21 protein-coding genes, 1 tRNA gene and 1 pseudogene are annotated in these 23045 nt (G+C 62.5%); 5 read left to right on the top strand and 18 right to left on the bottom strand.

The features are described from left to right. Positions 1 to 32 precede the first annotated feature (32 nt). On the bottom strand, positions 33 to 248 hold the full coding sequence (locus tag GSQ90_RS04900; protein ID WP_158813671.1) for a DUF2093 domain-containing protein: 216 nt from the start codon (positions 246 to 248) through the stop codon (positions 33 to 35). A 187-nt stretch (positions 249 to 435) separates the two neighbouring features. Between GSQ90_RS04900 and GSQ90_RS04895 the strand changes: the two genes are divergently transcribed. The 3 genes from GSQ90_RS04895 (at position 436) to GSQ90_RS04885 (ending at position 3347) form a co-directional block, all read left to right on the top strand. Continuing rightward, positions 436 to 1221: an SDR family NAD(P)-dependent oxidoreductase gene (locus GSQ90_RS04895; RefSeq protein ID WP_158813670.1), complete on the top strand. Its 786-nt coding sequence runs from the start codon at positions 436 to 438 to the stop codon at positions 1219 to 1221. A 110-nt stretch (positions 1222 to 1331) separates the two neighbouring features. Continuing rightward, positions 1332 to 1408 (top strand) — tRNA-Met (locus GSQ90_RS04890). A gap of 511 nt (positions 1409 to 1919) precedes the next feature. Then, complete coding sequence (locus GSQ90_RS04885; RefSeq protein ID WP_158813669.1) at positions 1920 to 3347, top strand: porin; 1428 nt, start codon at positions 1920 to 1922, stop codon at positions 3345 to 3347. A gap of 128 nt (positions 3348 to 3475) precedes the next feature. On the opposite strand, the gene GSQ90_RS04880 is transcribed toward GSQ90_RS04885, so the two are convergent. The 12 genes from GSQ90_RS04880 to GSQ90_RS04825 all read right to left on the bottom strand — a co-directional run bounded on the left by GSQ90_RS04880 (position 3476) and on the right by GSQ90_RS04825 (position 18296). After that, on the bottom strand, positions 3476 to 4843 hold the full coding sequence (locus GSQ90_RS04880; RefSeq protein ID WP_246731408.1) for a HAMP domain-containing sensor histidine kinase: 1368 nt from the start codon (positions 4841 to 4843) through the stop codon (positions 3476 to 3478). Next, entirely contained in the window at positions 4836 to 5540 is a 705-nt protein-coding gene (locus GSQ90_RS04875) for a response regulator transcription factor (RefSeq protein WP_158813667.1), read from the bottom strand. Before GSQ90_RS04875 ends, GSQ90_RS04880 begins: the two co-directional genes overlap by 8 nt. A 15-nt stretch (positions 5541 to 5555) precedes the next feature. Beyond that, a complete protein-coding gene (locus GSQ90_RS04870) occupies positions 5556 to 7085 on the bottom strand; it encodes an efflux transporter outer membrane subunit (protein ID WP_158813666.1) in 1530 nt (509 codons plus the stop codon). A gap of 70 nt (positions 7086 to 7155) precedes the next feature. Further along, entirely contained in the window at positions 7156 to 8439 is a 1284-nt protein-coding gene (locus tag GSQ90_RS04865) for an efflux RND transporter periplasmic adaptor subunit (RefSeq protein WP_158813665.1), read from the bottom strand. Positions 8440 to 8464: 25 nt separating this feature from the next. Further along, on the bottom strand, positions 8465 to 11671 hold the full coding sequence (locus tag GSQ90_RS04860) for an efflux RND transporter permease subunit (RefSeq protein WP_158813664.1): 3207 nt from the start codon (positions 11669 to 11671) through the stop codon (positions 8465 to 8467). A 283-nt stretch (positions 11672 to 11954) separates the two neighbouring features. Continuing rightward, a complete protein-coding gene (ligD, locus tag GSQ90_RS04855) occupies positions 11955 to 14468 on the bottom strand; it encodes a DNA ligase D (protein WP_158813663.1) in 2514 nt (837 codons plus the stop codon). A gap of 15 nt (positions 14469 to 14483) precedes the next feature. Next, a complete protein-coding gene (locus GSQ90_RS04850) occupies positions 14484 to 15347 on the bottom strand; it encodes a Ku protein (RefSeq protein WP_158813662.1) in 864 nt (287 codons plus the stop codon). Continuing rightward, the gene (locus GSQ90_RS04845; protein ID WP_158813661.1) at positions 15347 to 15580 is read right to left on the bottom strand and encodes a hypothetical protein; all 234 of its coding nucleotides are present in this window, start codon (positions 15578 to 15580) and stop codon (positions 15347 to 15349) included. Before GSQ90_RS04845 ends, GSQ90_RS04850 begins: the two co-directional genes overlap by 1 nt. 92 nt (positions 15581 to 15672) lie before the next feature. Then, positions 15673 to 16293, bottom strand: a complete 621-nt coding sequence (locus GSQ90_RS04840; RefSeq protein WP_158813660.1) for an alpha/beta hydrolase — start codon at positions 16291 to 16293, stop codon at positions 15673 to 15675. 82 nt (positions 16294 to 16375) lie between these two features. Continuing rightward, the gene (locus GSQ90_RS04835; protein ID WP_158813659.1) at positions 16376 to 17308 is read right to left on the bottom strand and encodes a ring-cleaving dioxygenase; all 933 of its coding nucleotides are present in this window, start codon (positions 17306 to 17308) and stop codon (positions 16376 to 16378) included. A 266-nt stretch (positions 17309 to 17574) separates the two neighbouring features. Beyond that, positions 17575 to 17847: a hypothetical protein gene (locus GSQ90_RS04830; protein WP_158813658.1), complete on the bottom strand. Its 273-nt coding sequence runs from the start codon at positions 17845 to 17847 to the stop codon at positions 17575 to 17577. Between the two features lie 212 nt (positions 17848 to 18059). After that, the gene (locus GSQ90_RS04825; RefSeq protein ID WP_158813657.1) at positions 18060 to 18296 is read right to left on the bottom strand and encodes a hypothetical protein; all 237 of its coding nucleotides are present in this window, start codon (positions 18294 to 18296) and stop codon (positions 18060 to 18062) included. A gap of 170 nt (positions 18297 to 18466) precedes the next feature. Here GSQ90_RS04825 and GSQ90_RS04820 point away from each other — a divergent pair, with 170 nt between their 5' ends. After that, positions 18467 to 18685 carry a hypothetical protein gene (locus GSQ90_RS04820; RefSeq protein ID WP_158813656.1) on the top strand — a complete coding sequence of 73 codons (219 nt, stop codon included), beginning with the start codon at positions 18467 to 18469 and terminating at the stop codon, positions 18683 to 18685. A 538-nt stretch (positions 18686 to 19223) separates the two neighbouring features. Next, the gene (locus tag GSQ90_RS04815; RefSeq protein ID WP_158813655.1) at positions 19224 to 20261 is read left to right on the top strand and encodes a tetratricopeptide repeat protein; all 1038 of its coding nucleotides are present in this window, start codon (positions 19224 to 19226) and stop codon (positions 20259 to 20261) included. A 16-nt stretch (positions 20262 to 20277) separates the two neighbouring features. On the opposite strand, the gene GSQ90_RS32285 is transcribed toward GSQ90_RS04815, so the two are convergent. The 5 genes and pseudogenes from GSQ90_RS32285 to GSQ90_RS04795 all read right to left on the bottom strand — a co-directional run bounded on the left by GSQ90_RS32285 (position 20278) and on the right by GSQ90_RS04795 (position 22933). Next, positions 20278 to 20454: a helix-turn-helix domain-containing protein gene (locus GSQ90_RS32285; protein WP_246731407.1), complete on the bottom strand. Its 177-nt coding sequence runs from the start codon at positions 20452 to 20454 to the stop codon at positions 20278 to 20280. Between the two features lie 3 nt (positions 20455 to 20457). Beyond that, positions 20458 to 20586: pseudogene (locus GSQ90_RS32660) on the bottom strand (recombinase family protein); the annotation flags it as partial. Between the two features lie 178 nt (positions 20587 to 20764). Then, entirely contained in the window at positions 20765 to 21706 is a 942-nt protein-coding gene (locus GSQ90_RS04805) for a phosphatidate cytidylyltransferase (protein ID WP_158813654.1), read from the bottom strand. After that, positions 21703 to 22305 carry a 1-acyl-sn-glycerol-3-phosphate acyltransferase gene (locus GSQ90_RS04800; protein ID WP_158813653.1) on the bottom strand — a complete coding sequence of 201 codons (603 nt, stop codon included), beginning with the start codon at positions 22303 to 22305 and terminating at the stop codon, positions 21703 to 21705. Before GSQ90_RS04800 ends, GSQ90_RS04805 begins: the two co-directional genes overlap by 4 nt. A 1-nt stretch (position 22306) precedes the next feature. Next, positions 22307 to 22933 carry a CDP-alcohol phosphatidyltransferase family protein gene (locus tag GSQ90_RS04795; protein ID WP_158813652.1) on the bottom strand — a complete coding sequence of 209 codons (627 nt, stop codon included), beginning with the start codon at positions 22931 to 22933 and terminating at the stop codon, positions 22307 to 22309. Positions 22934 to 23045 lie beyond the last annotated feature (112 nt).

Raw genomic sequence — 23045 nt, 5'->3', positions numbered from 1 at the left:
CAACAGAAATCAGGGCGACGCCGACGCTCGCGCTACGCCCGACCGGCGCGCCGCTGCAAAACGGCGTCGGGATTGGCATAGGCTTCCTGGCGGTCGACGCTCCAATAGCGCAATTCGTCGATCGGAATCGGCGCGCCCGTCACCGCGCAGCGCACAAAGGCGCCGGGGCGGACGACGCGAAAATCGCCGTCGAGATATTGTACGCGCGCCTCGACCGCGCCTGTCGGACGGGGTTCAAACCGGTTCATGCGGAACTCATCTTCAAGCAGGACTCATCGATCAGGACTTGGACCAGGACTTGCCATGCGCGTCGAAGCTCTATGATAAGGCCTGTCGCTTGCCGCACGGAACCCAATTGCAATACCCTATTCGCGCCGACAATTCTATCACGCAAGCCTGGGCGATCGCCCCAGGCGTCAAGGGGAGCCGATCGCCATGAAACTCGATTCGTCAATCGCCGCCATCGTAACTGGAGGCGCTTCGGGCCTAGGCGAGGCGACCGCGCGCAAACTTGCCGCCGACGGCGCCAAGGTCGCCATTTTCGATCTGCAGCGCGAACGCGGCGCGGCGTTGGCGCGCGAGATCGGCGGCCTGTTTTGCGAGACGGACGTCACCAATGAGCCCAGCGTCGACGCCGCGCTGGCGGCGGCGCGCGCGGCGCATGGCGTCGAGCGCGTGCTTGTCTGCTGCGCCGGCATCGGCCCCGCGCGGCGCACGGTGTCGAAAAAGCGCGATACCGGCGAACTCATCGCCCATGACATTGCAACATTCCGGCGCACCATCGAGATCAATCTGATCGGCACATTCGCCATGGTCGCCAAAAGCGCGGCGGCGATGGTCGGGCTTGATCCGATCTCGGCCGACGGCGCGCGCGGGGTGATCGTCACGACCGCTTCGGTCGCCGCCCAGGACGGGCAGATCGGCCAGGCTGCCTATGCCGCCTCCAAGGGCGGCGTGCTGGCCCTGACCCTGCCCGTCGCCCGCGATCTCGCCGGCTATGGCGTGCGCGTAATGACCATCTTGCCTGGCCTGTTCCACACGCCGATGTTCGACGGCCTGCCGGAAGAGGCCCGCAAAGCGCTGGCCGTCTCCGTTCCCTTCCCCTCCCGCCTTGGCAGGCCGGACGAATATGCGGAGCTGGTCGAGACCATCATCGCCAACGATATGCTCAACGGAACCTATATCCGGCTCGACGGCGCCTTGCGCATGGCCCCCAAATAAGCGCCGCCTATTTGCCAGGCGCTGGGGCGCCGTGGCAGTTTTCCTTGACAGCTTTGGCCGCGGCTTCATATATGCGCGCTTTCCGGCGCGCCCTCGTGGGCGCGCGGTGCGGCGGGGTAGCTCAGCTGGTTAGAGCAGCGGAATCATAATCCGCGTGTCGGGGGTTCGAGTCCCTCTCCCGCTACCAACAAAGCCGATGGTTTAGACGCGCGCCGTCATCTCCGATGAACGTGATTTCTTGCGGGTCGCCGGCCGAGAGCGGCGCCAATCGACGTTTATCGCGCTGAGGATGCATCGGGCGGCGTTTGTCGGCTCTGGCCCCGGCGCTGATTCAACGCCGGACATGACGACCGGCGCGTATTTTTCGTCCGCCGCGCCAATTCAAATGGCATGTGGCCGCATAGCAACACTCGCCCGGCAAGCGCCCGTTTCATGCGGAATTCCAGCGCGTTGAGACGCCTTCGCCGCCGCAGCCGCACGCTCGTGCGCGCCGACGCCGCCTCTGGAGCAGCGCGCGTTATAAAACTGTCATTTGCGACCGGTAGCGGTAGTTAACGAGCAGACAGGCGCGGGCCGAGAAACGGCCCGACTTCATCGTCAACTGTCGTCGAGCGACCAAGCCCAGGCCGCGCCAATTGGCTGGCCTGTTTTTTGCCTGCGTCGCTTAGCTGAAATATAGACCTTGAGTGGGGGCATAAATGAGAAGAAGAATAGGTATTTCTGTGGCGATGGTTCTCGGCGCAGCCGGAGCCGCGCATGCAGCGGATTTGCCCACCAGCAAGCCGGCCCCCGTCCCGCCGCCGCCGACTCTCGCATCTTGCGCGACGCCCATGGAATTCATCACCACGGCATGCCCGCTGACTTATTACGGCATTACGCTGTACGGCACGGTCGATATGGGCGGCGGGTGGCAGAGCCACGGCACCCCCTTCAATGGCGCCATCGCCACCGGCGTCGAAGAACTCGTCCAGAAGAACAGCAACCATGCCCAGTGGAACGGCGTTCCCGGCGGCTTGAGCCAGTCCGTCGTCGGCATCAAAGGAAAAGAGGAGTTCGCTCCCGGGTGGTCCTTTGTTTTTGATCTGAATATGGGTTTTGATCCCTATTCGCTGCAGCTCGCCAACGGGCCGAAGTCTCTGCTCGAGAACAACGGCGTGCCGCTCGGCTCGCAAACTTCAAACGCCGACTCAAGCCGGGCGGGTCAGTTTTATAATGGCGTGGGTTTCGCGGGCATCAGCAATACGACTTTCGGCACGCTGACCTTCGGCCGGCAAAATTCGCTCACGCTGGACGGCGTCAACGCCTATGACCCGATGGGCGGCTCCTACGCCTTCTCGCCGATCGGCTGGTCGGGAGCGACCTCCGGCGTCGGCGACACCGAAGACACCCGATATACGACGGCGCTGAAATATCGTGTCGACGTCGGCATGTTCCGGGCTGCGGCGCTCTATCAGTTCGGCGGCTATGAGTTAAACAACGCCTCGCAAGACTCTTACCAGTTCCAGGTCGGCGCGGACTTTGACGGCGGCGCTTACGGCAAGCTCGCGCTTGACGCCATCTACAGCAAGGACAAGGACGCCGTGTCCTCGGCGGCGCTGAGCGCGGCGCAAGACCTGAAATATCCGGGCACGCTCGCGGCGACGATCTCCGACGACACCAGCGTGATGCTGCTTGCCAAATACACTTACAACCAGATCAAGCTGTACGGCGGATTTGAACATATTACGTTCCAGAATCCGTCCAACCCGCAGTTGACAAGCTTCACTGACATCGCCGGCTACACCGTCGCCGCCGCCGACATCACCAACACGGCCTACACCAATAACAAGATCCTCAAAATCATGTGGCTCGGCGGACGATACGCCTTCACCGACACAATCGATGCCGGCGTCGCCTACTATCATTACATCCAGGACAGCTACGCCGCTAAATACTGCAACAATACCTCGTCGGGTTCCTGCGCGGGAACGCTGGACGCCGTATCCTTCGACGCCGATTGGAAGTTCGCCAAGAAGTTCGATGTCTACGCTGGCGTGATGTTCTCGGAAGTTCATAACGGACTGGCGAGCGGCTATCTCTACAAGACGAACATCGACCCGACGGTCGGCCTTCGCTTCCGCTTCTGAACCGGAATTGATCCGCGTCTGAGATTTAAGGGTTCGCAAAAGGCGGGATTTTGGGAGACCGTGATTACGGTCTTCTCAAAATCCCGCCTTTTGCTTGTCTATTGAGAAGTCCCAAGGCGCCGCTGCGCTCAGGATTGTTTGGGCGCGCTCTTAAGGCGGGCGCTCATTTCGAACAAAGCGCCGGGACAATTGTCTTCGACCCGCAGATCGAAATCATGAAGATTGGCGATCGCCGCCGCTATGCTCAAGCCAAGACCGCTGCCAGCAACGCGATCGTTGCGGATGGTGCGGTAGAATCGCTCGAAGATCTTGTCGCGCTCGCCCGGCGCCACGCCAGAGCCGCTGTCGCTGACCCGGATTACCGGCCGGCCGGCCTCCATCGCCGCCGCTATCCGCACGGTCCCGCCCTCGGGCGTGAATTTGACGGCGTTGTCGATGAGATTCGACAAAGCCTCGCGCATCAGGTCGCCGTCGCCCAGGGTCGGAACCGGCGACTTGGCGTCGAGAACCATCGCAATCGATTTGGCTTTCCCAAGCGGCTCGTAGAATTCGAACACGTCGGCGCAGATCGCCGAGAGGTCGATCGGTTTGAACCCGCTCGACCTTAAGGCGCTCTCGACTTCCGATATGCGCAACAAAGCGGTGATCGTTCTCATCGCTCTGTCGAGTTCGGCGAGCGCCTGGCGGGCCGCGGCGCGCAATTCCTGATCGTCGTCGCCGGCGAGGCCGCGCTCCAGCTTGGCGCGCATCACCGCCAGCGGCGTGCGCAGATCATGGGCGATATTGTCGCTGACGCTTTTGATCTGCACCAGCAATCGCACAATCTCGTCAAGCATGAGATTCACGTCGCGGGAAACCTTGTCGATCTCGTCAGGCGCCCGGCGCACCGGCAGACGAACCTGAAGATCGCCGCGCATGATCCGCACGATCGTGTCGTGGATGCGGGTCAGCCGGAGCGACGCGCGGCGGGCGAAGAAGGCGCCGATCGCGAGCGCCATCAGCAGCATCGGGCCGATCGCCGTGGCGAGGGCGACGAGCACGGTCCGGCGAAGCGCATAGACTTCGAGGAGGCTTCTACCCAGCAAAAGGACGCTGCCGTCCGGGCGCAGGCGCGCCACGAATATGGCCGGTTCGCTTTGCCGGGGCGCGCCCGGAGGCTGCACGGCTGCGATGAAATGGGATTTGCCGTCGGCGGGGATCGCCGGCATCTTGTCGATATTGCCGATGAGGACGTTTCCGGCGGCGTCGAAAAGCGCAACATAGTCAAGGCGGCGCAGATCATGCGTCAGCCGCAAGTCGAGCGCGTTCCTCAGCTCCGCATCCGAGTAATTTGCCCCCTTTTCGGCTTCGTTGACCAGAACGACGCGCACGAGCGCTTCGTCCGACGCGGTGATTTGCAGATAGACAAAACCAAATATCAGCGACGTCGCCACGGTCATGGCGATTGCGAAGGCCAGAGCGACCCGCAACGCCGAAGACCGAAAAATGTCAGGCATCCGCATGCAGCGTGAATCCCGCGCCGCGAATATTCGTGATCAACGACGGCTCGCCGGCCTTGTCGATCTTACGGCGCAAATTGCCGATATGCACATCGACGACATTGGTTTCCGGGATGAAGCGGTAGTGCCAGACCCCTTCAAGCAACATGGCGCGCGTGACGATCTGATTGGGGCGGCGCAGGAAATATTCAAGGAGCTTGAACTCGCGCGGCAACAGATCGATCAACGTTTCGCCGCGCTTCACGGTCTGCTCGATCAGGTCCATTTCGAGTTCGCCGACCCGCAATTTGGTGGTGCGCACGTCGTCAAGGCGGCGCAGCAAGGCCTCGATGCGCGCCGCGAGCTCGGCCATGGCGAAAGGTTTGACGAGATAATCGTCTCCGCCTGCCTTTAGGCCGCGAATGCGTTCGTCGACCGACGAAAGCGCGGAAATGACGAGAACCGGCGTCTTGACGCCTTCCTCGCGCAGCGTCTCGACCATCGACAGGCCGTCGGAGCCATGCAGCATCCGATCGACGACCATGATCGCCGCGCCGCTGGCGCGGGCGGCGTCAAGACCTTCAGCGACCGTGTCGACATGTTGAACGGGATAGCCGAGGCGATGAAGTTCGGCGATGATTTCTTCGGCCAATCCCTTCTCGTCTTCGATCAAGAGCACGAGCGGGCGTTTGAGGGGATCGCCGGTCGTCGACATCGCGGCCTTTCTCCGTCAATGATCCTGCGCGGGCGCCATGAGATGTTTCGCCGCGGCGACAATGGCGGGCTGGAGGGGACGGGTCGGAGGAATGATTTCATTCGTCGGCCAGCCGCCGCCCAGCGCCTTGTAAAGGGCGACGAGATCGTCCGCCGCGGTCTGCCGCGCGGCGACGTGGCGTTCCTCGATGTCGAATTGCTCGCGCTCGGCGTCGATGACATTCAGAAAATCGGTCAGGCCGCGATCGTATCGCTCGGTCGCGAGCTGCGTGGCCTGGCGCGCGGCCGCCAAAGCGCGATCGAGGCTCGCCAGGCGCTCCTGTTGCGCCCTGTAAGAAGTATCGGCGTCGTCGACTTGGCGCACGGCGGTCAATATCGCCTGCCGATAGGTCGCCAAAAGTCCATGCGTTTGCAGGTCGGCGATTTCTATTTGCGCATCGAGCGCGCCAAAATCGAGCAAAGGCATGGTGACGGATGGGCCCAGCGACCCGATCCAGGTGATCGGAACGAGCGACGACGAGCGCGTCCCCCCCTGCGCGCCCGCCGCCCCGGTCAGGACCAGGGTCGGGAAGAGAGCGGCGACCGCCACGCCGATGCGGGCGTTCGCGGCGGCCAGATGACGCTCCGCCTCGCGAATGTCTGGACGCCGCCGCAGCAGATCGACCGGCAGCCCGACCGGAATTCTTGCCGGCAGCGCCGGGATTGGACCGGATCTGGCCAGCTCTCTGGCCAGACTTTCAGGAAATTGACCAAGCAGGACCGCGATCGCGTGGCGGCTGACGTCGATTTGCGCGGTCAGCGGCGCCTGATCGGCTTGCAGGGTCGCCAATTCCCTCTGCGCGAGGCTGACGTCCATTTCATTGGTGAGCCCGCGGCTGAAGCGCGTCTGCGCGAGGTCCAGATTGCCTCGCGCGGCGGCGATGTTTTGCCCGAGCACGACAAGCTGCCTCTGCTGCGCCCGCATGTCGAGATAGGCGCGGGCGACATCGGCGGCGACCGTCACGAATATCCAGTCGCGCGCATCCTTGAGCGCTTCGGCGTCGGCGGTCTGCGCTTCGACTTCACGCCGGATCTTGCCGAAGAGATCGAGCTCCCAGGCCGCGTCGACGCCGCCCGCTCCGTTGATGCTCTTGAGGTCCTTGGCGTTCTCTCCCGACCGCAGCGTGGGCGACACCCGCCCGTTCGTATTGTCCGACCCCGTTCCGCCGCCGCCGCCGCCGCCCGCCTCGACATCGGGAAGCGCCTGATCGGCTGCGATGATCACCTGCGTTCGCGCCGCTTGAAGCCGGTCAAGCGCAATGGCGAGATCGAGATTGGACTGGAGCGCACGAACGACAAGAGAGTCGAGCTCCCGATCATGCAGCGATCGCCACCATTGGGTAAGATCGGCTGTCGTGGAATTGGCCGATTGCGGGGATTTTTCGCCGGCCTGCGCGAGAAATCCGCCCGGCACGGACACAAACGGCAATTGATAATCGGGACCGACAGAACAGCCAGCCAACAGGCCGGCGACGCCGAGCGCGCCCAAACTCGTCCATTTTCTCACGCGCGCGCTTCCAACCCTACGAGAACGCCCAAAATAAGATGACACGACGGAACGCGCACTTTCATCCCCCTCATTGGGCGGCTACGCTTTTTGTATCGCCTGCTTTGGCCTCATTCAACTTGACCTTTTCGCCCGCCGCGATCTGGCTGCTGAGGTTGAGGGCGACCCTGTCGCCCATCGCCAGGCCGGCGCTAATGCCAACGACATTGCCTTCGTCGCTGCCGATCGTGACGTCCCTGAACGCGACGACGCCTTTTTCGTCAATGACGGCGACTTGCGGGCCGCCGGAGCGAAACAACAGAGCGGCGGCGGGAACCTGGATCTGCGAGCCGCCCTTGAGATCGAAAGCGACCTGCACATACATTCCAGGGACCATTGTGCGATCCGGGTTGGGGATGTCGATCTCGACGCGAAGCGTGCGCGATTCCGGGTTGATCGCTTTGGCGGTTCGCGCAACCTTTCCTTCAAAGTGAAGGCTTGGCTGGTCGCTGCTCGTGATCACCGCCTTCACGCCCTGCGCCATCAGCTGCGCGGCGGCGCTCTGGGGCGCATGGACGAAGACGCGAATCGGATCATCCTCCGAAAGCCGGTAGAGCGAGGATGTATTTGAGGTGCTTCCCGCCGTCACAAGATTGCCGGTGTCGATTTGACGCTGGACGATCGTGCCGTCGAAAGGCGCTTTGACTTCCTTGAACTGGGTGAGCGCGGTCAGGCGATCCACGTCCGCCTGTTCGAGCAAGACCTGCGCGCGCGCCGCATTGAGCTCGGCGATCGCTTCGGCGCTGCCTGCTTTCTTGGATTCGCGCTCCTGATCGGACACGACGCCTTTGGGAGATTCTCGCCAGCGCTCGTCCGTGGTCTTGGCGAAATCGGCCTGGGCCTGCTTGACCGCCACCTGGGCGACGCTGGCGTTCAGTTTCGCCTTTGCGGCAAGGAGTTCGGCGTCAAGTTCGGGCGTATCGATCGTTGCGAGCGTCTGGCCGTTGGTCACGCGGTCGCCAATATCGACGAACCATTTGGCGACATAGCCGTTGACCCGCGCATATATGTTCGTCTCGTCCCACGCGGCGGTCTCGCCCGGAAGCGCAAGGGACTGCAATGCGGAGGACTGGCCGACGGTGACCACATCGACCGCCGGCGCCTCCGCCACGTCCAGGGCGGTCGCGTCGGAGAGCCGCGCCTCCGCCTCGGTTTTCTGATGACGGATGAAGAAAAAGCCAAGGCCCAGCGCCAGCGCGAGCAACACGACGGCGCGCAGAATCCTCCCCCCCGTTCCGCGGGAAAAATGGGTGGCCTGCGCCGTGTCGTCCGGGTTTGGCGACTTTGGGTCGAGGTCTTCTGTCAAAGGAGTCATCGCAATCCCTGCCTGCAAAAATGGATCATCCCGGCGAAACGGCCGCTCCGGCGGCGTCCGGGTACAGGCTCGCCGACAGCGCTTTGGGCCGCAGAATCCGATAGACCACGGGAACGAAAATCATCGTCGCCATGGTGGCGAATAAGAGCCCTCCTATGACCGCGCGCGCCAGAGGCGCATTTTGCTCGCCGCCCTCGCCGACGCCCAAAGCCATGGGAATCATGCCGAGAATCATGGCTCCCGCCGTCATCATCACCGGCCTCAGACGCGTATAACCCGCGACAACCGCGGCGGTTGCCTTGTCGTCGCCCGCCTCCATCCGCTGGTTGGCGAAAGTCACGACGAGGATGCTATTGGCCGCCGTCAGGCCAATGCACATCAAAGAGCCCATCAAAGCGGGCACGCTCAGGTGCGTCTGCGTCAGAAATAGCATCCACATGACGCCGCCCAGGGTGAAGGGGACAGCGGCCAGGACGATCAGCGGGTCGACCCAGCTCTGAAAGTTGATGACGAGAATAAGATAAACGAGCACCACCGCCAAGGCCATGCCGGAAAATAGGCCGTCAAAGCTCTCGCGCATGGTTTCGACCTGTCCGCTGAGCGTGATCGTCACAGGGGCGGCGGAGGCGGTTCGTTCTTTGGCCAGCGCCTTATCGATCTCGTCGGCGGCGGAGGCGAGGTCGCGCCCCTGAACGTCGGCGTTGACGTCGAAGACCGGCCGGATGTTGAGCTGTGAGGCGACGAGGGGCACGTTCTCGCGCCCGAACTTGGCGACATTCATCAGCATTTGGCTCGACTTGCCGCCGCCAGCGGTGACCGGCATGGCGCCCAGGTCTTCGGTCGAATTGATGCGATAAGTCGGCATTTGGACAACCAGCGGATAACTCACGCTGTTCTTGGGATCGATCCAGAAGTTGGGAACGGTCTGGGCGCTTGAATTGGCGGTCACCAGGACATTCTTGGCGATCTGATCCTCGCTGACGCCAACTTGCTCGGCGAGCGTGCGATCGACGTCGATCGTCAAAGCGGGGGCGTCGGGAACCTGAAACACATGCGCGTCGACGACGCCCGGAATGGCGTTCAAATCATGCGCGATCTTCTGGGCAAGCGCATAGGCTTCCTTGCTCGCGGGTCCGGAAATCCTGACGTCGATGGGCGCCGGCTGGCCGAAATTCAGAACCTGATTGACGATATCGGCGGGCTGGAAGAAAAACTGCAAGGCCGGAAACAGCCGGGGCAATTCATGGCGCAGGATGGCGATATGGGCGGCCGTCGGGCTGTGTTTCTTCTTCAGGGAAATGAGGATCTCGCCGTCCATTGGGCCGACGGTGGCCGAATCGCTCAAGGCGATATTGATGCCGCTGTAAGGCAGGCCGATATTGTCCAGGATGACGTCGATCTGGTCGTTGCCGACGATCTTGCGGATGGCGCCCTCGACTTCGGCGAAGTAGCGCTGGGTCTCCTCAAGGCGGGTGGCCGGCGGCGCGCGAACGTGAAGCCGCATCTGACCCGCGTCCACCTGAGGGAAGAAGTCGCGGCCAAGCTGGGGGAAAAGCAATAGCGAACAGGCCATCAACAGAAGGAAGGCGACGCTTGTGACGCCGGCGCGCGCGATGCAGAAAGCGGCGATGTTGCGATAGCCCTCGCGCAACCCATTGAAACCCGCCTCAAACCCGTGGTGAATCGCGCTGAAAATATTGAACCGCGCGCGCGGCGCGGAGGGGCCCCCCGAATGCGCGCCATGGCCCTCAAGCGAGGAGCGCATGAGATAGGCGAACAGCACAGGCACCAGAGTGAAGGACAAAGCCAGACTCGCGACCAGCGAGACGCAGACGGATAGCGACAGCGGCGAGAACAGATATTTGGCCGTGCCTTGAAGCATGAATACCGGCACGAAGACGATGCAGATGCACAGAGTCGAGAGCGCTGTGGGGACCGCGACCTCTCCCGAGCCGGATATAATCGCCTGCGTCAGCGGATCGCCCTCATGCACATGGCGTTCGATGTTCTCGATGACGACTGTGCTGTTGTCGACGAGGATGCCGACGGCGAGCGCAAAGCCGCCCAGCGTCATCGTATTCAGCGTCTGTCCGTCGATGAAGATGACGAGAATGGCGGTAATGATCGCAAGCGGGATCGTCGCCAGGATGATCAGCGTCAAACGCCAATTGCCCAGAAACAGCAGGATCATCATCGCCGTCAATCCGGCCGCCATCGTTCCGCCCATGAGCACGCTATCCAGCGACGCCTTGACGAAAACCGATTGATCGAAGATCGCCTTGATGTCGACGCCCTGCGGCATCAACCTCTTGATGTCCGGCAAAGCTTGGGTGACGCCATCGATCACGGCGAGGGTCGAGACGCCGCCGGTCTTGCGCACCGTCATCAAAGCGCCCGGCCGGCCGTCGACGCTCACCGAATTGGTCTGGACCTGGAAACCGTCATGCACATGCGCGACGTCGCGCACGAACACAGTTTGGCCACCCACCTGCTTGACCGGAAACTGGTTGATGGCGGCGATGGCGTCCGGGCTGGTGTTCATCGCCAGCGCATAATCCTTGGCGCCGATCTTGACGTCACCGGAGGGGAGAATGACGTTCTGTTGCTGGATCGCCGCGGCGACGTCCGAAGGCGACAATCCGCGCGCGTCGAGGGCCTGCTGGTCGAGATCGACCATGATGACGCGGGGCTTGCCGCCATAGGGATAAGGAACTTCCGCGCCATGGACGACGGCGAGATCGGGGCGGATGATGTTTTGACCCAGATCGTTCAGTTTGGTGTCCGGCAAGGTGCTGCTGGACAGGCTGAGCTGAATGATCGGCACGTCCGTCGCGCCATAGCGCAACACGAGCGGCGGCGTGATGTTCGGCGGCATATATTTCAAGACGACGAGCGCACTGCTCGCGAGCTGCGTAATGGCGCGCGTCACATCGGCGCCTTGATGGAGATAAACTTTCTCGACGCCGACGCCGTCATAGCTCGTCGCCTCGATCCGGCTGATGTCGTCGACCAGCGAGGCAAGCTGCCGCTGATGCAGGGTTAGAATGCGGTCGCGAATATCAAGCGCGCTCATCCCGGCATAGGTCCACACGACGCTGACGACGGGGATGTCGATTTCCGGAAAAATGTCGATCGGCATGCGCAACGCGGCGCCCATGCCCATGATGCAGATAAGCACCAGCGAGGCGACCACCGTATAGGGCCGTTTGAGCACCGATTCGACGAGCCACATCAGAAAACCTCAGTCTTCGCGGTCAATGCAACGAGCGAGCGTCAAACCCAGCCTTCTCATGACCCCACCTTCATGCGGAAGTTTCTCTGGTCGGCGCGAACAGTTCCAGGACCTGAAAAAGCAGCGCTCTTGCGCATGGAATGCGCGAATGCACTGTCCTCGATCATCGCCGCGAGGCGTCTGGCGTCAAGCTCCGATCGGCGATGGATGGCCTTGGCGGCGATCGGCATCAACTAATATAAAATTTAGGAAGGCGTCATTCCGGCTTAACGAAACTGGGCAATCAGTCGGCCGAGCCCAGCGGAGCCGCGGCGCTTGCATAGGACGCCCAGGCGTCTTTCATCGCCTTCTTTCCCGAGAGGACGTTGAGGACATCGAAGTCTCCGGGCGCCGCCCCCTGCTCGACCATCGTCCATGAGATCGGCATCGACACCGCGGCGGCGGCGTTGGCGCGCGCCGAATAGGGCGCGACGGCGGTCGCGCCGCGGCCGTTGCGTAGGTAATCGATGAAAATGCGGCCCTTGCGCGTGGCTTTCGCCAAAGTCGCGGTATAGGATTTCGGGGCCTGCTGCTCCATCGCCTTGGCGAAATCATGGGCGAAGTTCTTGACGCTTTCCCAGCCGGCCTTCGGCTGCAGCGGCGCGACGACATGGAACCCCTTGCCGCCCGATGTCTTGGGGAAACTTTCGAGGCCGAGGTCTTTGAGGCGGTCGCGAATGGCGACCGCGGCGTCGCGGATTTTTTCGAGAGCCAGCCCTTCGTCAGGATCGAGATCGAAAACGATCTGGTCGGGCGTTTCGATAGCGTCGATCTTGCAGCCCCAAATATGAATTTCGACAACGCCGAGCTGGACGAGAGCGGCAATTCCGTCGAAATCGCGGATGAAAAGCAGGTCCTCCCCGTCGGCCGCGTCTTTCGCGACGGCGATCGCGCTATGCAGGCCGGGCGAAGCGTGTTTTTGAAAGAAGCGCTGACCCTTCACGCCATTGGGCGCGCGCACAAGACTCAAGGGCCGCTCGATCACGTACGGACGCATCCGCGGCCATACGGCCTGATAATAGGCGAGGAGTTGCGCCTTGGTGACGCCCGCGTCGGGCCACAGAACCTTGTCGGGATGCGTGAGCTTCACCTCGGTCTCGCTTTCCCCGGCCTTCGCAGCGGCGGGCGCGTCGGCACGGCGTTTCGCCTTTCGCGGAGCATCCGTCTTCGCGGGTTTTTCCGCCACGACCTCCGCGGCGGGCTTATCCTCGCGCAGGCCCTGAAACGACGCATGCCTGAGGATTCCATCCGCCGTCCAGGCGCGAAATTCGATTTCGGCGACAAGCTCGGGTCGAACCCAGACGATTCCCTTCTCCTTGCCGGCGACGCCTTCGAAGGCGGAAGCCTTGGTCCGGAGCGGCTTGAGTTTGCGCATGAGATCGGCGGCGGATTTTTCGGTGAAGCCGGTCCCAACCCGGCCGGCGGCCTTCAGAATCTTGCCATCGTGATAGCCGAGCACGAGCGAAGCGAGAGCGCGCCCGGCAGCCTTCGACGCGACATAGCCGGCGATCAGGAACTCCTGCCGCTGGGTGCATTTCGATTTGATCCAGTCCTGGCTGCGGCCGCCATGATAAGGCGCGCCGGCGCGTTTGGAGACGACGCCTTCCAACCCCATGCGGCAGGCCTGCCGCAACATCGTCTCCCCAGGCGCGACGAAATGCTCGCTGTAGCGAAGCGCGCCCTTGTCGCCCGCCGCATGTAGCAGGGATTCTAGCCGCTCTTTGCGCGCCAGCGCCGGCTCGCGCCGCAGGTCTTCGCCGTCGACGTAAAGAAGATCAAAGGCGAAATAGACCATATTGGCCGTGCGCCCTTCCGACAGCGCGGCCTGCAGCGCGGAAAAAGACGAGACGCCATTGTCGGCGAGAACGACGACTTCGCCATCGATCAGCGCATTGTCGCATGCAAGATCGGCGAGAGCTTTGGGAACGTTCGCGCCGAAACGCGCGCTCCAATCAAGCCCGGTTCGCGTAAACAGCTTGACCTTGCCCGCCTCGATGCGCGCCTCGATGCGATAGCCGTCGAATTTCACTTCATGCAGCCATTCCTTGCCCTCGGGCGCATGCGCGGCAAGCGTGGCGAGACAGGGAGCGACGAAATCTGGCATCGGCGCCGTCTTCGCCGCTTTGCTCGCTTGCTTTGGCGCCACAGGCGCCTTGCTCCGGCCCCTCGCGGCGAGCGCCTTCTCGCCTGCGCCGATTTGTTCGATGCTGAGACCCGACTTTACGGAATTGGGCTCGGTTTCGAGAATATCCTCGTCGGGACGCGCGGCTTCGTCATCGGCCTTCATCAAAAGCCAATTGTCGCGCTTCTCGCCGCCGCGCGGCTTGAGGCGGACCAGATGCCAAAGACCCCTGAGCTTGCGGCCCTCCAGTTCAAAGGAAATGTGGCCCTTTTTCATCGCGGCGGCGGGATCGTCCTGCGGCAGCCATCGCCCTTCGTCCCAGATGATGACGGAGCCGCCGCCATATTGCCCTTTGGGAATAACGCCCTCGAAAGTGCGATAGTCGAACGGATGATCCTCGACATGGACGGCGAGCCGCTTTTGCGAGGGATCGAGGCTCGGCCCCCTGGTGACTGCCCAGCTCCACAGCACGCCATCATGCTCCAGGCGCAGGTCATAGTGGAGCCGCCGCGCGGCGTGTTTTTGGATGACGAACACGCCGCCTTTCGCCGGCGGCTTATGGCGGGCCTTCGCGCCGCGTGGTTCGCTGGTCGTCCTGAAATCGCGTTTCGCGTGGTAAAGATCGAGTTCCGCCAAGCGTCTCACCCCTGTTCAGGCAGACTTTCGCGTTTTCGCCGGACGCCGCGCGGCCAGCGTGGCGGCTTTGCGCCTTGCCGGCGCGGCTCGCTTCTTGCCGCCGTCGGCGGCAAGGCTCTTTTTCAGTGCGTCGAAAAGATTGACGACATTGGTCGGCTTCTCGACCGAATGGGCTTTAGGCGGCTTCTTGCCCGCCTGCTTGGCGCGGATCACGTCCAGCAAGGCGTTCTCATAACGATCCTCGAATTTTGACGGATCGAACTTCGCTTTCTTCTGGTCGATGATGTGAGAGGCCAGACCGATCATTTCGGCGTCGATCTTGACCTTGGCGAGGTCGCCGAAGGCGTCGCCCGGCTTTCTCACATTGGCGTCGTAGCGCAGCGTCGTCAACAACAGGCCCTTGTCGAAAGGCTCGATCATGACAGGCCGCTCGCGGCGATAGAGGACAATGCGCGCGATCCCCGCCATTTTCTTGCGGATCATCGCCTCGCGCAAGACGGCGAACGCCTCCTCCGAGACCTTGTCGGCGGGCGCGAGATAATAGGGCGTATCGAAATAGATTTGCGCGATCGAAGCGCGATCGACAAAGCTCTCGATATTCAGCATGTGCGAGGATTCGATCTGGACCGCGTCGATCTCGGAATCCTCGACGAGAAGATATTCGTCCTTGCCGATCTCGTAGCCCTTCACCTCATCGGCGTCGGCGACCGGCTTACCCGAGACCCCATCGACATATTGCCGGCGCACCGTGTTACCGGTCTTGCGGTTGAGCGTGCGGAACGACACTTTCTCGCTATGGTCGGTGGCGTTCGAAAGCTCGACCGCGCAGGAGACGAGCGACAGCCGCAAATAGCCTTTCCAGACCGGACGCGGCGCCATCACGCCGCCTCGCGGCCGGCGGCGCGCCGGACGCTGCCAACCAGCTCTTCCGCGTGACGCAGATCGTCCTTGGCGACAACGGCGACGGGGTCGGACAGGATGGCGCGCAGAGCGTCGACCGAAACGCCGCCATTGGCGAGCGCCGTCTCGAACGCCGCGCGCGTCTCGCGTTCGGCGCGCAGGAGCGCGCAAAGCGCGAAAATCAACCGATCCTTGTCATCAATTCCGCTCATTGACGCTCCTCACACAGCGAAAGGGAAACAGTCTTTAACGCCGCCGGGCGGCGGAGGTTCCGCCGCGCTACGCCTAGCGGTTTCGCCGCGCGTCAGAGCCGCGCGAGCCAGTCTTTGGCGAGCGCCACATCCATCTCGGTCAATTGGTGCCCGCTTGGCAATATCTCGCGCCTGACGGCGGCGCCGGCGCCGCTCAGCGCCGCGACAAGGCGCGCAACGGTCTCGGCCGGCGCTATCGGATCGCTCGCACCCGAAATCAGCAAGACGGGTTTGCCGGTCAGATCGACTTTGGACGGGTCGCGGAACGGCGCCATGGCGCGGAGCAGGACAGCGCCGTCAAGCGCCTCCGGGCGAAGCAGAAGCACAGCGGCGGCGATATTGGCGCCGTTCGAGAAGCCGACCGCGATTGGCGCGGCCAAGCGATAGGCTTTGCGCGCCTCGACGATGAAATCGGCCAGTTCGCCGGCGCGCCGGCGAATGTCGTCCTCATCGAAAACGCCCTCCGACAGCCTACGGAAAAAGCGCGGCATGCCGCGCTCAAGAACCTGGCCGCGCGGCGACAGCAAGGCCGAGCCTGGCGCGATCAGGCGGCCGAGCGGCAGCAGATCATTCTCGTCGCCGCCGGTCCCATGCAGGAGAAGAATGGGCGGCCTCGTTGGATCCGACCCCGGCTCGAAGCGATGCACGAAGGAAAGCGGCGGGGTCTGGGTCATAGCGGACCTTTCGCGTAGGATGGGATGAATGACGAGCGGCGCCGATGGAGGCGTCCATCGGCGCAGAAGGCCATTGCCCTGTTCAGGCGAGCGCTGGAAGCACCGCCTCGATATCCTTTCGGCGCGGCTCGAGGAATTGCGGCAGCTTCAGATCCTGGCCGAGCGTGGCCAGCGGCTCATCAGCGGCAAAGCCGGGAATGTCGGTCGCGATCTCGAACAGAACATGGCCAGGTTCGCGGAAATAGACGGAGCGAAAATAATTGCGGTCCTTCTGTTCCGTCGTCCGGATCCGATGATTTTCGGCGAGCTTGCAGACCATCGCGGCCTGCGCCGCATCGTCGGGCGCGCGGAACGCGATATGATGGACCGAACCCGCGCCCTGTCGACCCGGCAAAAAGCCGCCCGCCGCGCGCAAGTCGACAATGCCGCCGATCGCCGTTTCGCCTGCTTTGTAGCGGATCAACCCGCCCTCGCGTGCAATTTCCACAAAGCCGAGCACATCGCTGAGGATGGCGCCCGTGGGCGCGGCGTCCTCCAGCAGCAGGCTGACGCTATGGAAACCCCGGATCGCGGCGTCGAGCGGGATATCCCCATGGCTCCAGGCCGGCTCGCTCCCGCCACCCGGCGTCGCCACAAGCGCGAGCCTCATGCCATCACTGTCCTTGAACGCAAGGACGGTCTCGCCGAAGCGTTTCGCCAGCGCCTGATGGGACACGCCCTTTTCGACAAAACGATGCGTCCAATAGCCGATCGCGCCTTCGGGCACGCGAAAGACCGTCTCTTGCGCCTCGCCGACGCCAAGCCGGCCGGGCGTCGCCTGCGCCCATGGAAAGAAAGTCAGAACCGTCCCTGGCTGCCCCGCCTCGTCGCCGTAATAGAGATGATAGGTCTCGGGGTCGTCGAAATTGACGGTCTTCTTGATGAGGCGAAGCCCAAGGATGCGCGTGTAGAAATCCACATTGCGACGCGCCGGCCCCGCAATGGCGGTGACGTGATGGATGCCGTTCTGACGCATTGTCTGCCCTCCGGCGGGTCACTTCTGCCCGCGCGATCTCAGATAGGCGACATTGCCTCAGCCGCCATCTCCCTATCTTTGCGTAAACGCAATATCAAAGCCGCATCTGTGCTATTTATATTGCAGAATCGACCATTAAGATTTGCCGAAGCCCAGGCTGCGAAGCCCCGTCAGCAGAAAGAATACGGCCGCCGGAGATTACGCCGGCGGCCATTGGTTGATTGAACCCTGTGGTCGGACCGCCTGACGCGGCCGCGATCCCACCTTCAATAATTGCAGTGGAGGTGGCCCCAATAGCCGCGCCAGCAATGGGGTCCGTCCCCGTAGCCGCCGCCCCAACCCCACCCATGATGATGCCAACCCCAACCGCCGCCCCAACCATGGTGCCACCAGACCTTGTCGATCTGCGCGGAAACGACGGGCTGTTCCAGGGAAGGACCCGAAAGCGTGAAGGCCGACGCGGGGCTCAAAGAGAGTGCAAGCATCGTGGCGCCGCCGAGGGCGGCGATTGAGTAGTTCGCAAGGCTTCGCAATGACATGATATTCCTCCTGATTAGCGCGACAGGCACTCGACCGCGTCGCGGGTTGACTGCGCGACGGGCGACCACGCCCGACGAGGTGAGCTTACGGTCTATCGTGGGCCCATCCGGGCGACGGAGCGGCCGCAGGACGCGTTGATCGCAAATTCGTGACCAAGGGGCTCAAGCCGCGAGGCCGATAAAGCCAATGTCGACGCGCCGCCAACCTGCGATCACATCAAGCCATCAGCCTTCAAGGCCCGCGACAATTCCGCGCCGGCGTCGACGATCGGATCCTGCCGGCTGCGATAGGCCGCCTCCATCAGCAGCTCAGCGGCGCGCCGCCAATGCGGGTTGGTCTGGTCAAGCCGGGAAAGCGCGAGCATGGCGTCGCGCGCCTGGGCCAAGGTCGCGATCGTGCGACCGTCGTTGAGGTAAATAGGCTTGGGAAGCCTGCGAGACCAGGTCATAGGCTAAAAGGTCCCTCGCGCTTGCGATCATCGCTAAAACACAAAGCAGGCCAAAAGGTTGCAACCGATGGCTCTCCGACCACGCGCCATCCGACGCGAGACCGGGCGGGCGCAGGCAGTTCATCCAGGGTTCATCGAATCGCCGGTACTTTCGATGGTGGGCTCCGCTCATGGGGCTTTCTGCAAGTTGGGGGCTTTTTTCGATGATCAAGACCCTTCTGTATGCGGCGGCGATTCTTGTCGGCGTCGCCCTCCTGCCAACGGTCGCCGAAGCGCATTGGCATCATTGGCACCATTGGCATCACTGGCACCACTGGCATCACTGGCACCACTGGCATCACTGGCATCACTGGCACCACTGGCATCACTGGCATCATTGGCACCACTGACGCCGACGTCGTCGCTATCGACTGACGCTATCCAAGAGCCGCGCTGTTAGCCGTGACGGCGGTGCGTGGCGGCTTTGGCGCCGGGGGGAACCGCGGCGCCAAAGCGACCCAACCGGCGCCAGCGCTGCAATGGTTGCGATGTGGTTTCGACGGCGAAAGCCGCGGTCTCTATCGGCGCTTGCACGGGCGAAGTCAAAATCGACGGGGTTTTAAGAAGCGCCCGCCGTCAGGACGAGCAGCGGACATTGCGAACAGGAGATGGGTGGAAAGCCGAAATTCCGGCACCCGTTTGCTGAACGTCTACCGCTAACAATTGCCGGCAGAAACATGTTTCTTGGGAATTGACGTTCGGCGATCTAGCAGTCGGGCGTTTCGCCATATATCGCGCAGGCGTCGATTGGCTGTATATCAACTTAACAAGGCCCCTCTGCCCGGGGCGAACTGACGGCGCGGCAACGCAAATCTCGCCTTGGCGATCGTCTCACCAAACGGGGTCAGATGACGTTCCTATCCAGCGGAAGGACATGACATCCGCAAAGTGCTTCTCGTCATCGCCGGAGTCGTGGTGATCGCAATCGTGGCGATGGCCTATGTTTTCAATCAACTTCTCGAAGATGCAACCGCCCGACGCCCCGACGGCAGGATCGACCAATACAGCCAGGAGATCCGGGACTATCCGAACCATGCCAGCGCCTACGTGAATCGTGGCAGGGTATATGACTTCATGAAGCAATTCGACCGGGCTATCGCCGACTATGACCAGGCCATTCGGCTCGATCCAAAATACGCCGCCGCCTATAACCTCCGTGGCGAATCCTACCGGCGCAAGGGCGACCTCGATCGGGCGATCGCCGACTACGACGAAGCGATCCGACCGGTTCCCAGCGACTCGGATGCCATCAACAATCGCGCGATGGCCTACGACCAAAAGGGGGATTTCGACCGGGCCATCGCCGACTTAAACGAAGCGATCCGGCTCGTTCCGAAGTCCGTGATTTTCTACGGCAACCGCGGCGACGTCTACCGCCATAAGGGCGATCCCGATCGAGCTGTCGCCGACTATAGCGAGGTTCTCCGGCTGATTCCCGACGGCGCGTCGTCCCAGTACAGCGATCGCGGGATGGCCTACAACGACATGGGAGATTATGACCGCGCCATCGCGGACTTCAGCGAGACGATCCGGCGCATTCCGCACTACCAAGCCGCATATAGCGGCCGTGGATTTGCCTATGCCCGGCGCCACGATCCCGATCGTGCGATCGTCGATCTTGACGAGGCGATCAGGCGTGACCCGAACGATGCGACCGCCCATAGCCATCGCGGCAGCGCGCTCCTTGAAAAGGGCGACTTCGCCGGCGCTATCGCGGAACTCAACGATGCGATTCTGCTCGATCCGAAATATGCCGGCGGATATGTCGAGCGCGGCAATTATTTTAGGCAGCGCGGCGACTTTGCCTTTGCGATTAAAGACTACCAAGCGGCGCTGGCGATTAGGGCGAATTATCCCGAAGCGAGCAAAAATCTCGCCGAAGCCAAGGCGGCACTCGCTGCGGCCCCGTCAAAGCCATCGAAATAAATCAGGGGATTACGGATTACGACGGGCTATGCGCCGCCCGCGCGGCGGGCAAATATCGGTACAGGGTCGCTGGCGACACGCCGAGCCGGTCGGCCACGTCAGCACCGGTAATGTCGGGATTGGCGAGCAACGTCCTCGCTATGTCGAGATCGTCCTCGGTCAGCTTCGGCGGTCTGCCGCCCGTACGGCCCATAAGCTTTGCCGACTTGAGGCCCGCGCGCGTCCGCTCTCGAATGAGGGCGCGCTCGAACTCGGCGAGCGGAAAGATCAGGACTTCTTGCGGCGTGGTCGTGTCGATTGACTCGGTGAGGCTAGCGTCTACGATCCTTGATGGGCACTATCCCAGCGCCACAATCGCGCGGTTAGTTCCTACGCGAATCTCCATAAGGCGACCGTCACCGGAGGCTTACGTCTCTATCGACGCTTGCACGGGCGTTAAGGCCGAGGATCCCGGACGATGAGCTTCGAACGACGAACCGATAGCGCAGGATTCGCTTATTGGCTCACGTGAAAAAATATCGCGTCGCGTGAAAGAAGATCGGCGCCGCGAAGCTCACCGAATCCATCCGGTCCATCACGCCGCCGTGCCCTTTGATCATCGCGCCCCAGTCCTTCGCGCCCAGGCTGCGCTTGACCGCCGAGAGCACGAGGCCGCCAAGAAAGCCCATCAGCACGATGATCAACGCCATGCCGGCCGATTGGAGCGGCGTGAAGGGCGTGATCCACCACATCGCCGCGCCGATCAGCGTGGCGCTCGCCGCCCCGCCGACAAAGCCTTCGACGGTCTTTGACGGGCTGACGACAGGCGCGATCTTGGTTTTGCCAAACAGCTTGCCGAAGACATATTGCAGCACGTCGCTCATCTGCACGACGAGGATGAGATAGAACATCAGCAACGGATTCTGCCCGGAATAGCCGGGGATATCGAGCAGCAACAGCGCCGGCAAATGGCTGATGCAATAGATCGCGATCATCACGCCCCATTGAATCTTGGCGGTGCGCTCGAGGAAATTTTCCGTATCCTGCGTCAGCGCCGAAACCGAGGGAAGCAGCAGGAAGCCGTAAACGGGGATGAAGATCGTGAACAAACCGTACCAGTTCGTCGCGATCAGCAGATATTGAATGGGGATCATCGCGAAAAACGCCGCCGACAACGCGCGGCGATCGCCGATTCTCGTCGGCGTCAGCGTCAGGAATTCGCGCAAAGCGAAAAACGAAACGAGCGCGAACATGGCGATCGTCGCATTCTTGCCGAGCAGGAACGCGGCGGCGAAGATCGCCACCATCGACCACCAGGCGCGCACGCGCGCAATCAGATTGTCCACGACGGCGGCGCCGCTCTCGTCCTTGACGCGCAAACGCAGGACGCGCCCGATCAGCGAGGCGACGATCAGCAGCGCGACGACGCCGCCGATGAGCCAGTAGAGCTTGTGTTCGGGGTTCATTGAGCGAGCCCTATGACGGCGTTGCGCGCACGTTCGAGAAAGGCGGACTTGTCTTCATGGTCGAGGCGTCGCAGCGACGCGCCAAAGCGCACGGTGCAGATGAGCGGAATGGGAATGAAGGTTCCTTTGGGCATGCTGCGATGCAGATTTTCGAGGTAGACGGGAATGAGTTCGACCTGGGGAAAGCGCTCGGCGAGATGATAGAGGCCCGATTTGAACGGTCCAGGAAGAAGCTGGTCCTGGCGCGATCCCTCGGGAAAAATGATGATCGAATCGCCGCGCTCGAGCACGCCATAGAGCGGCTGCAGGGGGTCCGCGTTCGGGTCCGTCCGGTGGCGATCGATCAGCACGGCGTTCAGCCCCTTGAGGGCGATATAGCGCTTGAGCGCGCTGGCGCCCCAATAATCGGCCGCGGCGACGGGGCGGGTTTTTGCCCGCAATTCGGGCGGCAGCGCCGACCACAGCGCGACCGTGTCGATATGGCTTGTGTGGTTGGCGAAATAGATCCGCTGGGTCTGCGCGGGCTGCGCGCCCACCCAACGCGGCGTCGCGCCCAGAAGCGCGCGGACCGACCCGATCAGGATGTAGGACAGCCACATGTTATTTTCGCTGGAGTTGTGTAGCGATGGCGAGGGTGCGCGTCACGCAGGTCGCGACGGAGCCGGCCGCAATGACGACGACGGCCGCGCTGAGCGCATAATGGGTTCCGCTGATCCCATATTCGAGCGCGCCGGCGAGGCAGGCGAGCGTGAGCGCGGCCATTCGGTGCTGTTTGGCCATCGGCCCGCGAAAATCCTGCGGCAGCCCGAGCGAACCGCCAAAAACGCGGATATAGGCGGTCAGCGCCGCGGCCAGAGCCCCGAACCACCCCCATGCGGGCCAGCCGACGCTATAGCCCAGCGCGACGATGAAAAGAGAATCGGCGATGCGGTCGGGAAATTCATTGTAGAGTGCCCCGAGCGGCGATTTCTTGCCTCCCTCGATGGCGACCATGCCGTCCAGAAGATTGCAGGCGAGCCGGGCCTGGACGGCGAGCGCGCAGCCGATAAGGCCCCAGGCGTTAGGATAGAACGCAAGCAGCGCGGCTCCGATCGCGGCGAAGACGACGCTCGCCGCCGACACCTGATTGGGCGTGACCCGCGTTCGCGCCAGGAAAGACGCGGACGCCTTCGCCCAGCCCGACGATCGCGCTTCGATCGGGCGGCGGTTTGTTTCCTCTTCAGGCATGATCCCAGCCGCCTTGATTGGATGCGATCACGTTTACGGGATGTTTGAGCTTTCCCACGCCGCCAAAGAGATAAAGCAGGCGCGGCTAAGGAGGTAAAGCATTCAATTTATA

Source organism: Methylocapsa sp. S129, from assembly GCF_009765995.1.
Lineage (GTDB): Bacteria > Pseudomonadota > Alphaproteobacteria > Rhizobiales > Beijerinckiaceae > Roseiarcus.
Note: the sequence above shows the minus strand (reverse complement) of the source record. Positions and strands in the feature narration are given on the sequence as shown.

Bases quoted from the DNA above. Each gene is read 5' to 3' on its own strand.
- GSQ90_RS04840 (WP_158813660.1), bottom strand. From the start codon at position 16,293: ATGACCCAGACCCCGCCGCTTTCCTTCGTGCATCGCTTCGAGCCGGGG.
- GSQ90_RS04885 (WP_158813669.1), top strand. From the start codon at position 1,920: ATGAGAAGAAGAATAGGTATTTCTGTGGCGATGGTTCTCGGCGCAGCC.
- GSQ90_RS04800 (WP_158813653.1), bottom strand. From the start codon at position 22,305: ATGTGGCTGTCCTACATCCTGATCGGGTCGGTCCGCGCGCTTCTGGGC.
- GSQ90_RS04835 (WP_158813659.1), bottom strand. From the start codon at position 17,308: ATGCGTCAGAACGGCATCCATCACGTCACCGCCATTGCGGGGCCGGCG.
- GSQ90_RS04880 (WP_246731408.1), bottom strand. From the start codon at position 4,843: ATGCCTGACATTTTTCGGTCTTCGGCGTTGCGGGTCGCTCTGGCCTTC.
- GSQ90_RS04805 (WP_158813654.1), bottom strand. From the start codon at position 21,706: ATGAACCCCGAACACAAGCTCTACTGGCTCATCGGCGGCGTCGTCGCG.
- GSQ90_RS04825 (WP_158813657.1), bottom strand. From the start codon at position 18,296: ATGACCTGGTCTCGCAGGCTTCCCAAGCCTATTTACCTCAACGACGGT.
- GSQ90_RS04900 (WP_158813671.1), bottom strand. From the start codon at position 248: ATGAACCGGTTTGAACCCCGTCCGACAGGCGCGGTCGAGGCGCGCGTA.
- GSQ90_RS04865 (WP_158813665.1), bottom strand. From the start codon at position 8,439: ATGACTCCTTTGACAGAAGACCTCGACCCAAAGTCGCCAAACCCGGAC.
- GSQ90_RS32285 (WP_246731407.1), bottom strand. From the start codon at position 20,454: ATGGGCCGTACGGGCGGCAGACCGCCGAAGCTGACCGAGGACGATCTC.
- GSQ90_RS04850 (WP_158813662.1), bottom strand. From the start codon at position 15,347: ATGGCGCCGCGTCCGGTCTGGAAAGGCTATTTGCGGCTGTCGCTCGTC.
- GSQ90_RS04820 (WP_158813656.1), top strand. From the start codon at position 18,467: ATGGGGCTTTCTGCAAGTTGGGGGCTTTTTTCGATGATCAAGACCCTT.
- GSQ90_RS04875 (WP_158813667.1), bottom strand. From the start codon at position 5,540: ATGTCGACGACCGGCGATCCCCTCAAACGCCCGCTCGTGCTCTTGATC.
- GSQ90_RS04830 (WP_158813658.1), bottom strand. From the start codon at position 17,847: ATGTCATTGCGAAGCCTTGCGAACTACTCAATCGCCGCCCTCGGCGGC.
- GSQ90_RS04860 (WP_158813664.1), bottom strand. From the start codon at position 11,671: ATGTGGCTCGTCGAATCGGTGCTCAAACGGCCCTATACGGTGGTCGCC.
- GSQ90_RS04845 (WP_158813661.1), bottom strand. From the start codon at position 15,580: ATGAGCGGAATTGATGACAAGGATCGGTTGATTTTCGCGCTTTGCGCG.
- GSQ90_RS04895 (WP_158813670.1), top strand. From the start codon at position 436: ATGAAACTCGATTCGTCAATCGCCGCCATCGTAACTGGAGGCGCTTCG.
- GSQ90_RS04795 (WP_158813652.1), bottom strand. From the start codon at position 22,933: ATGCCTGAAGAGGAAACAAACCGCCGCCCGATCGAAGCGCGATCGTCG.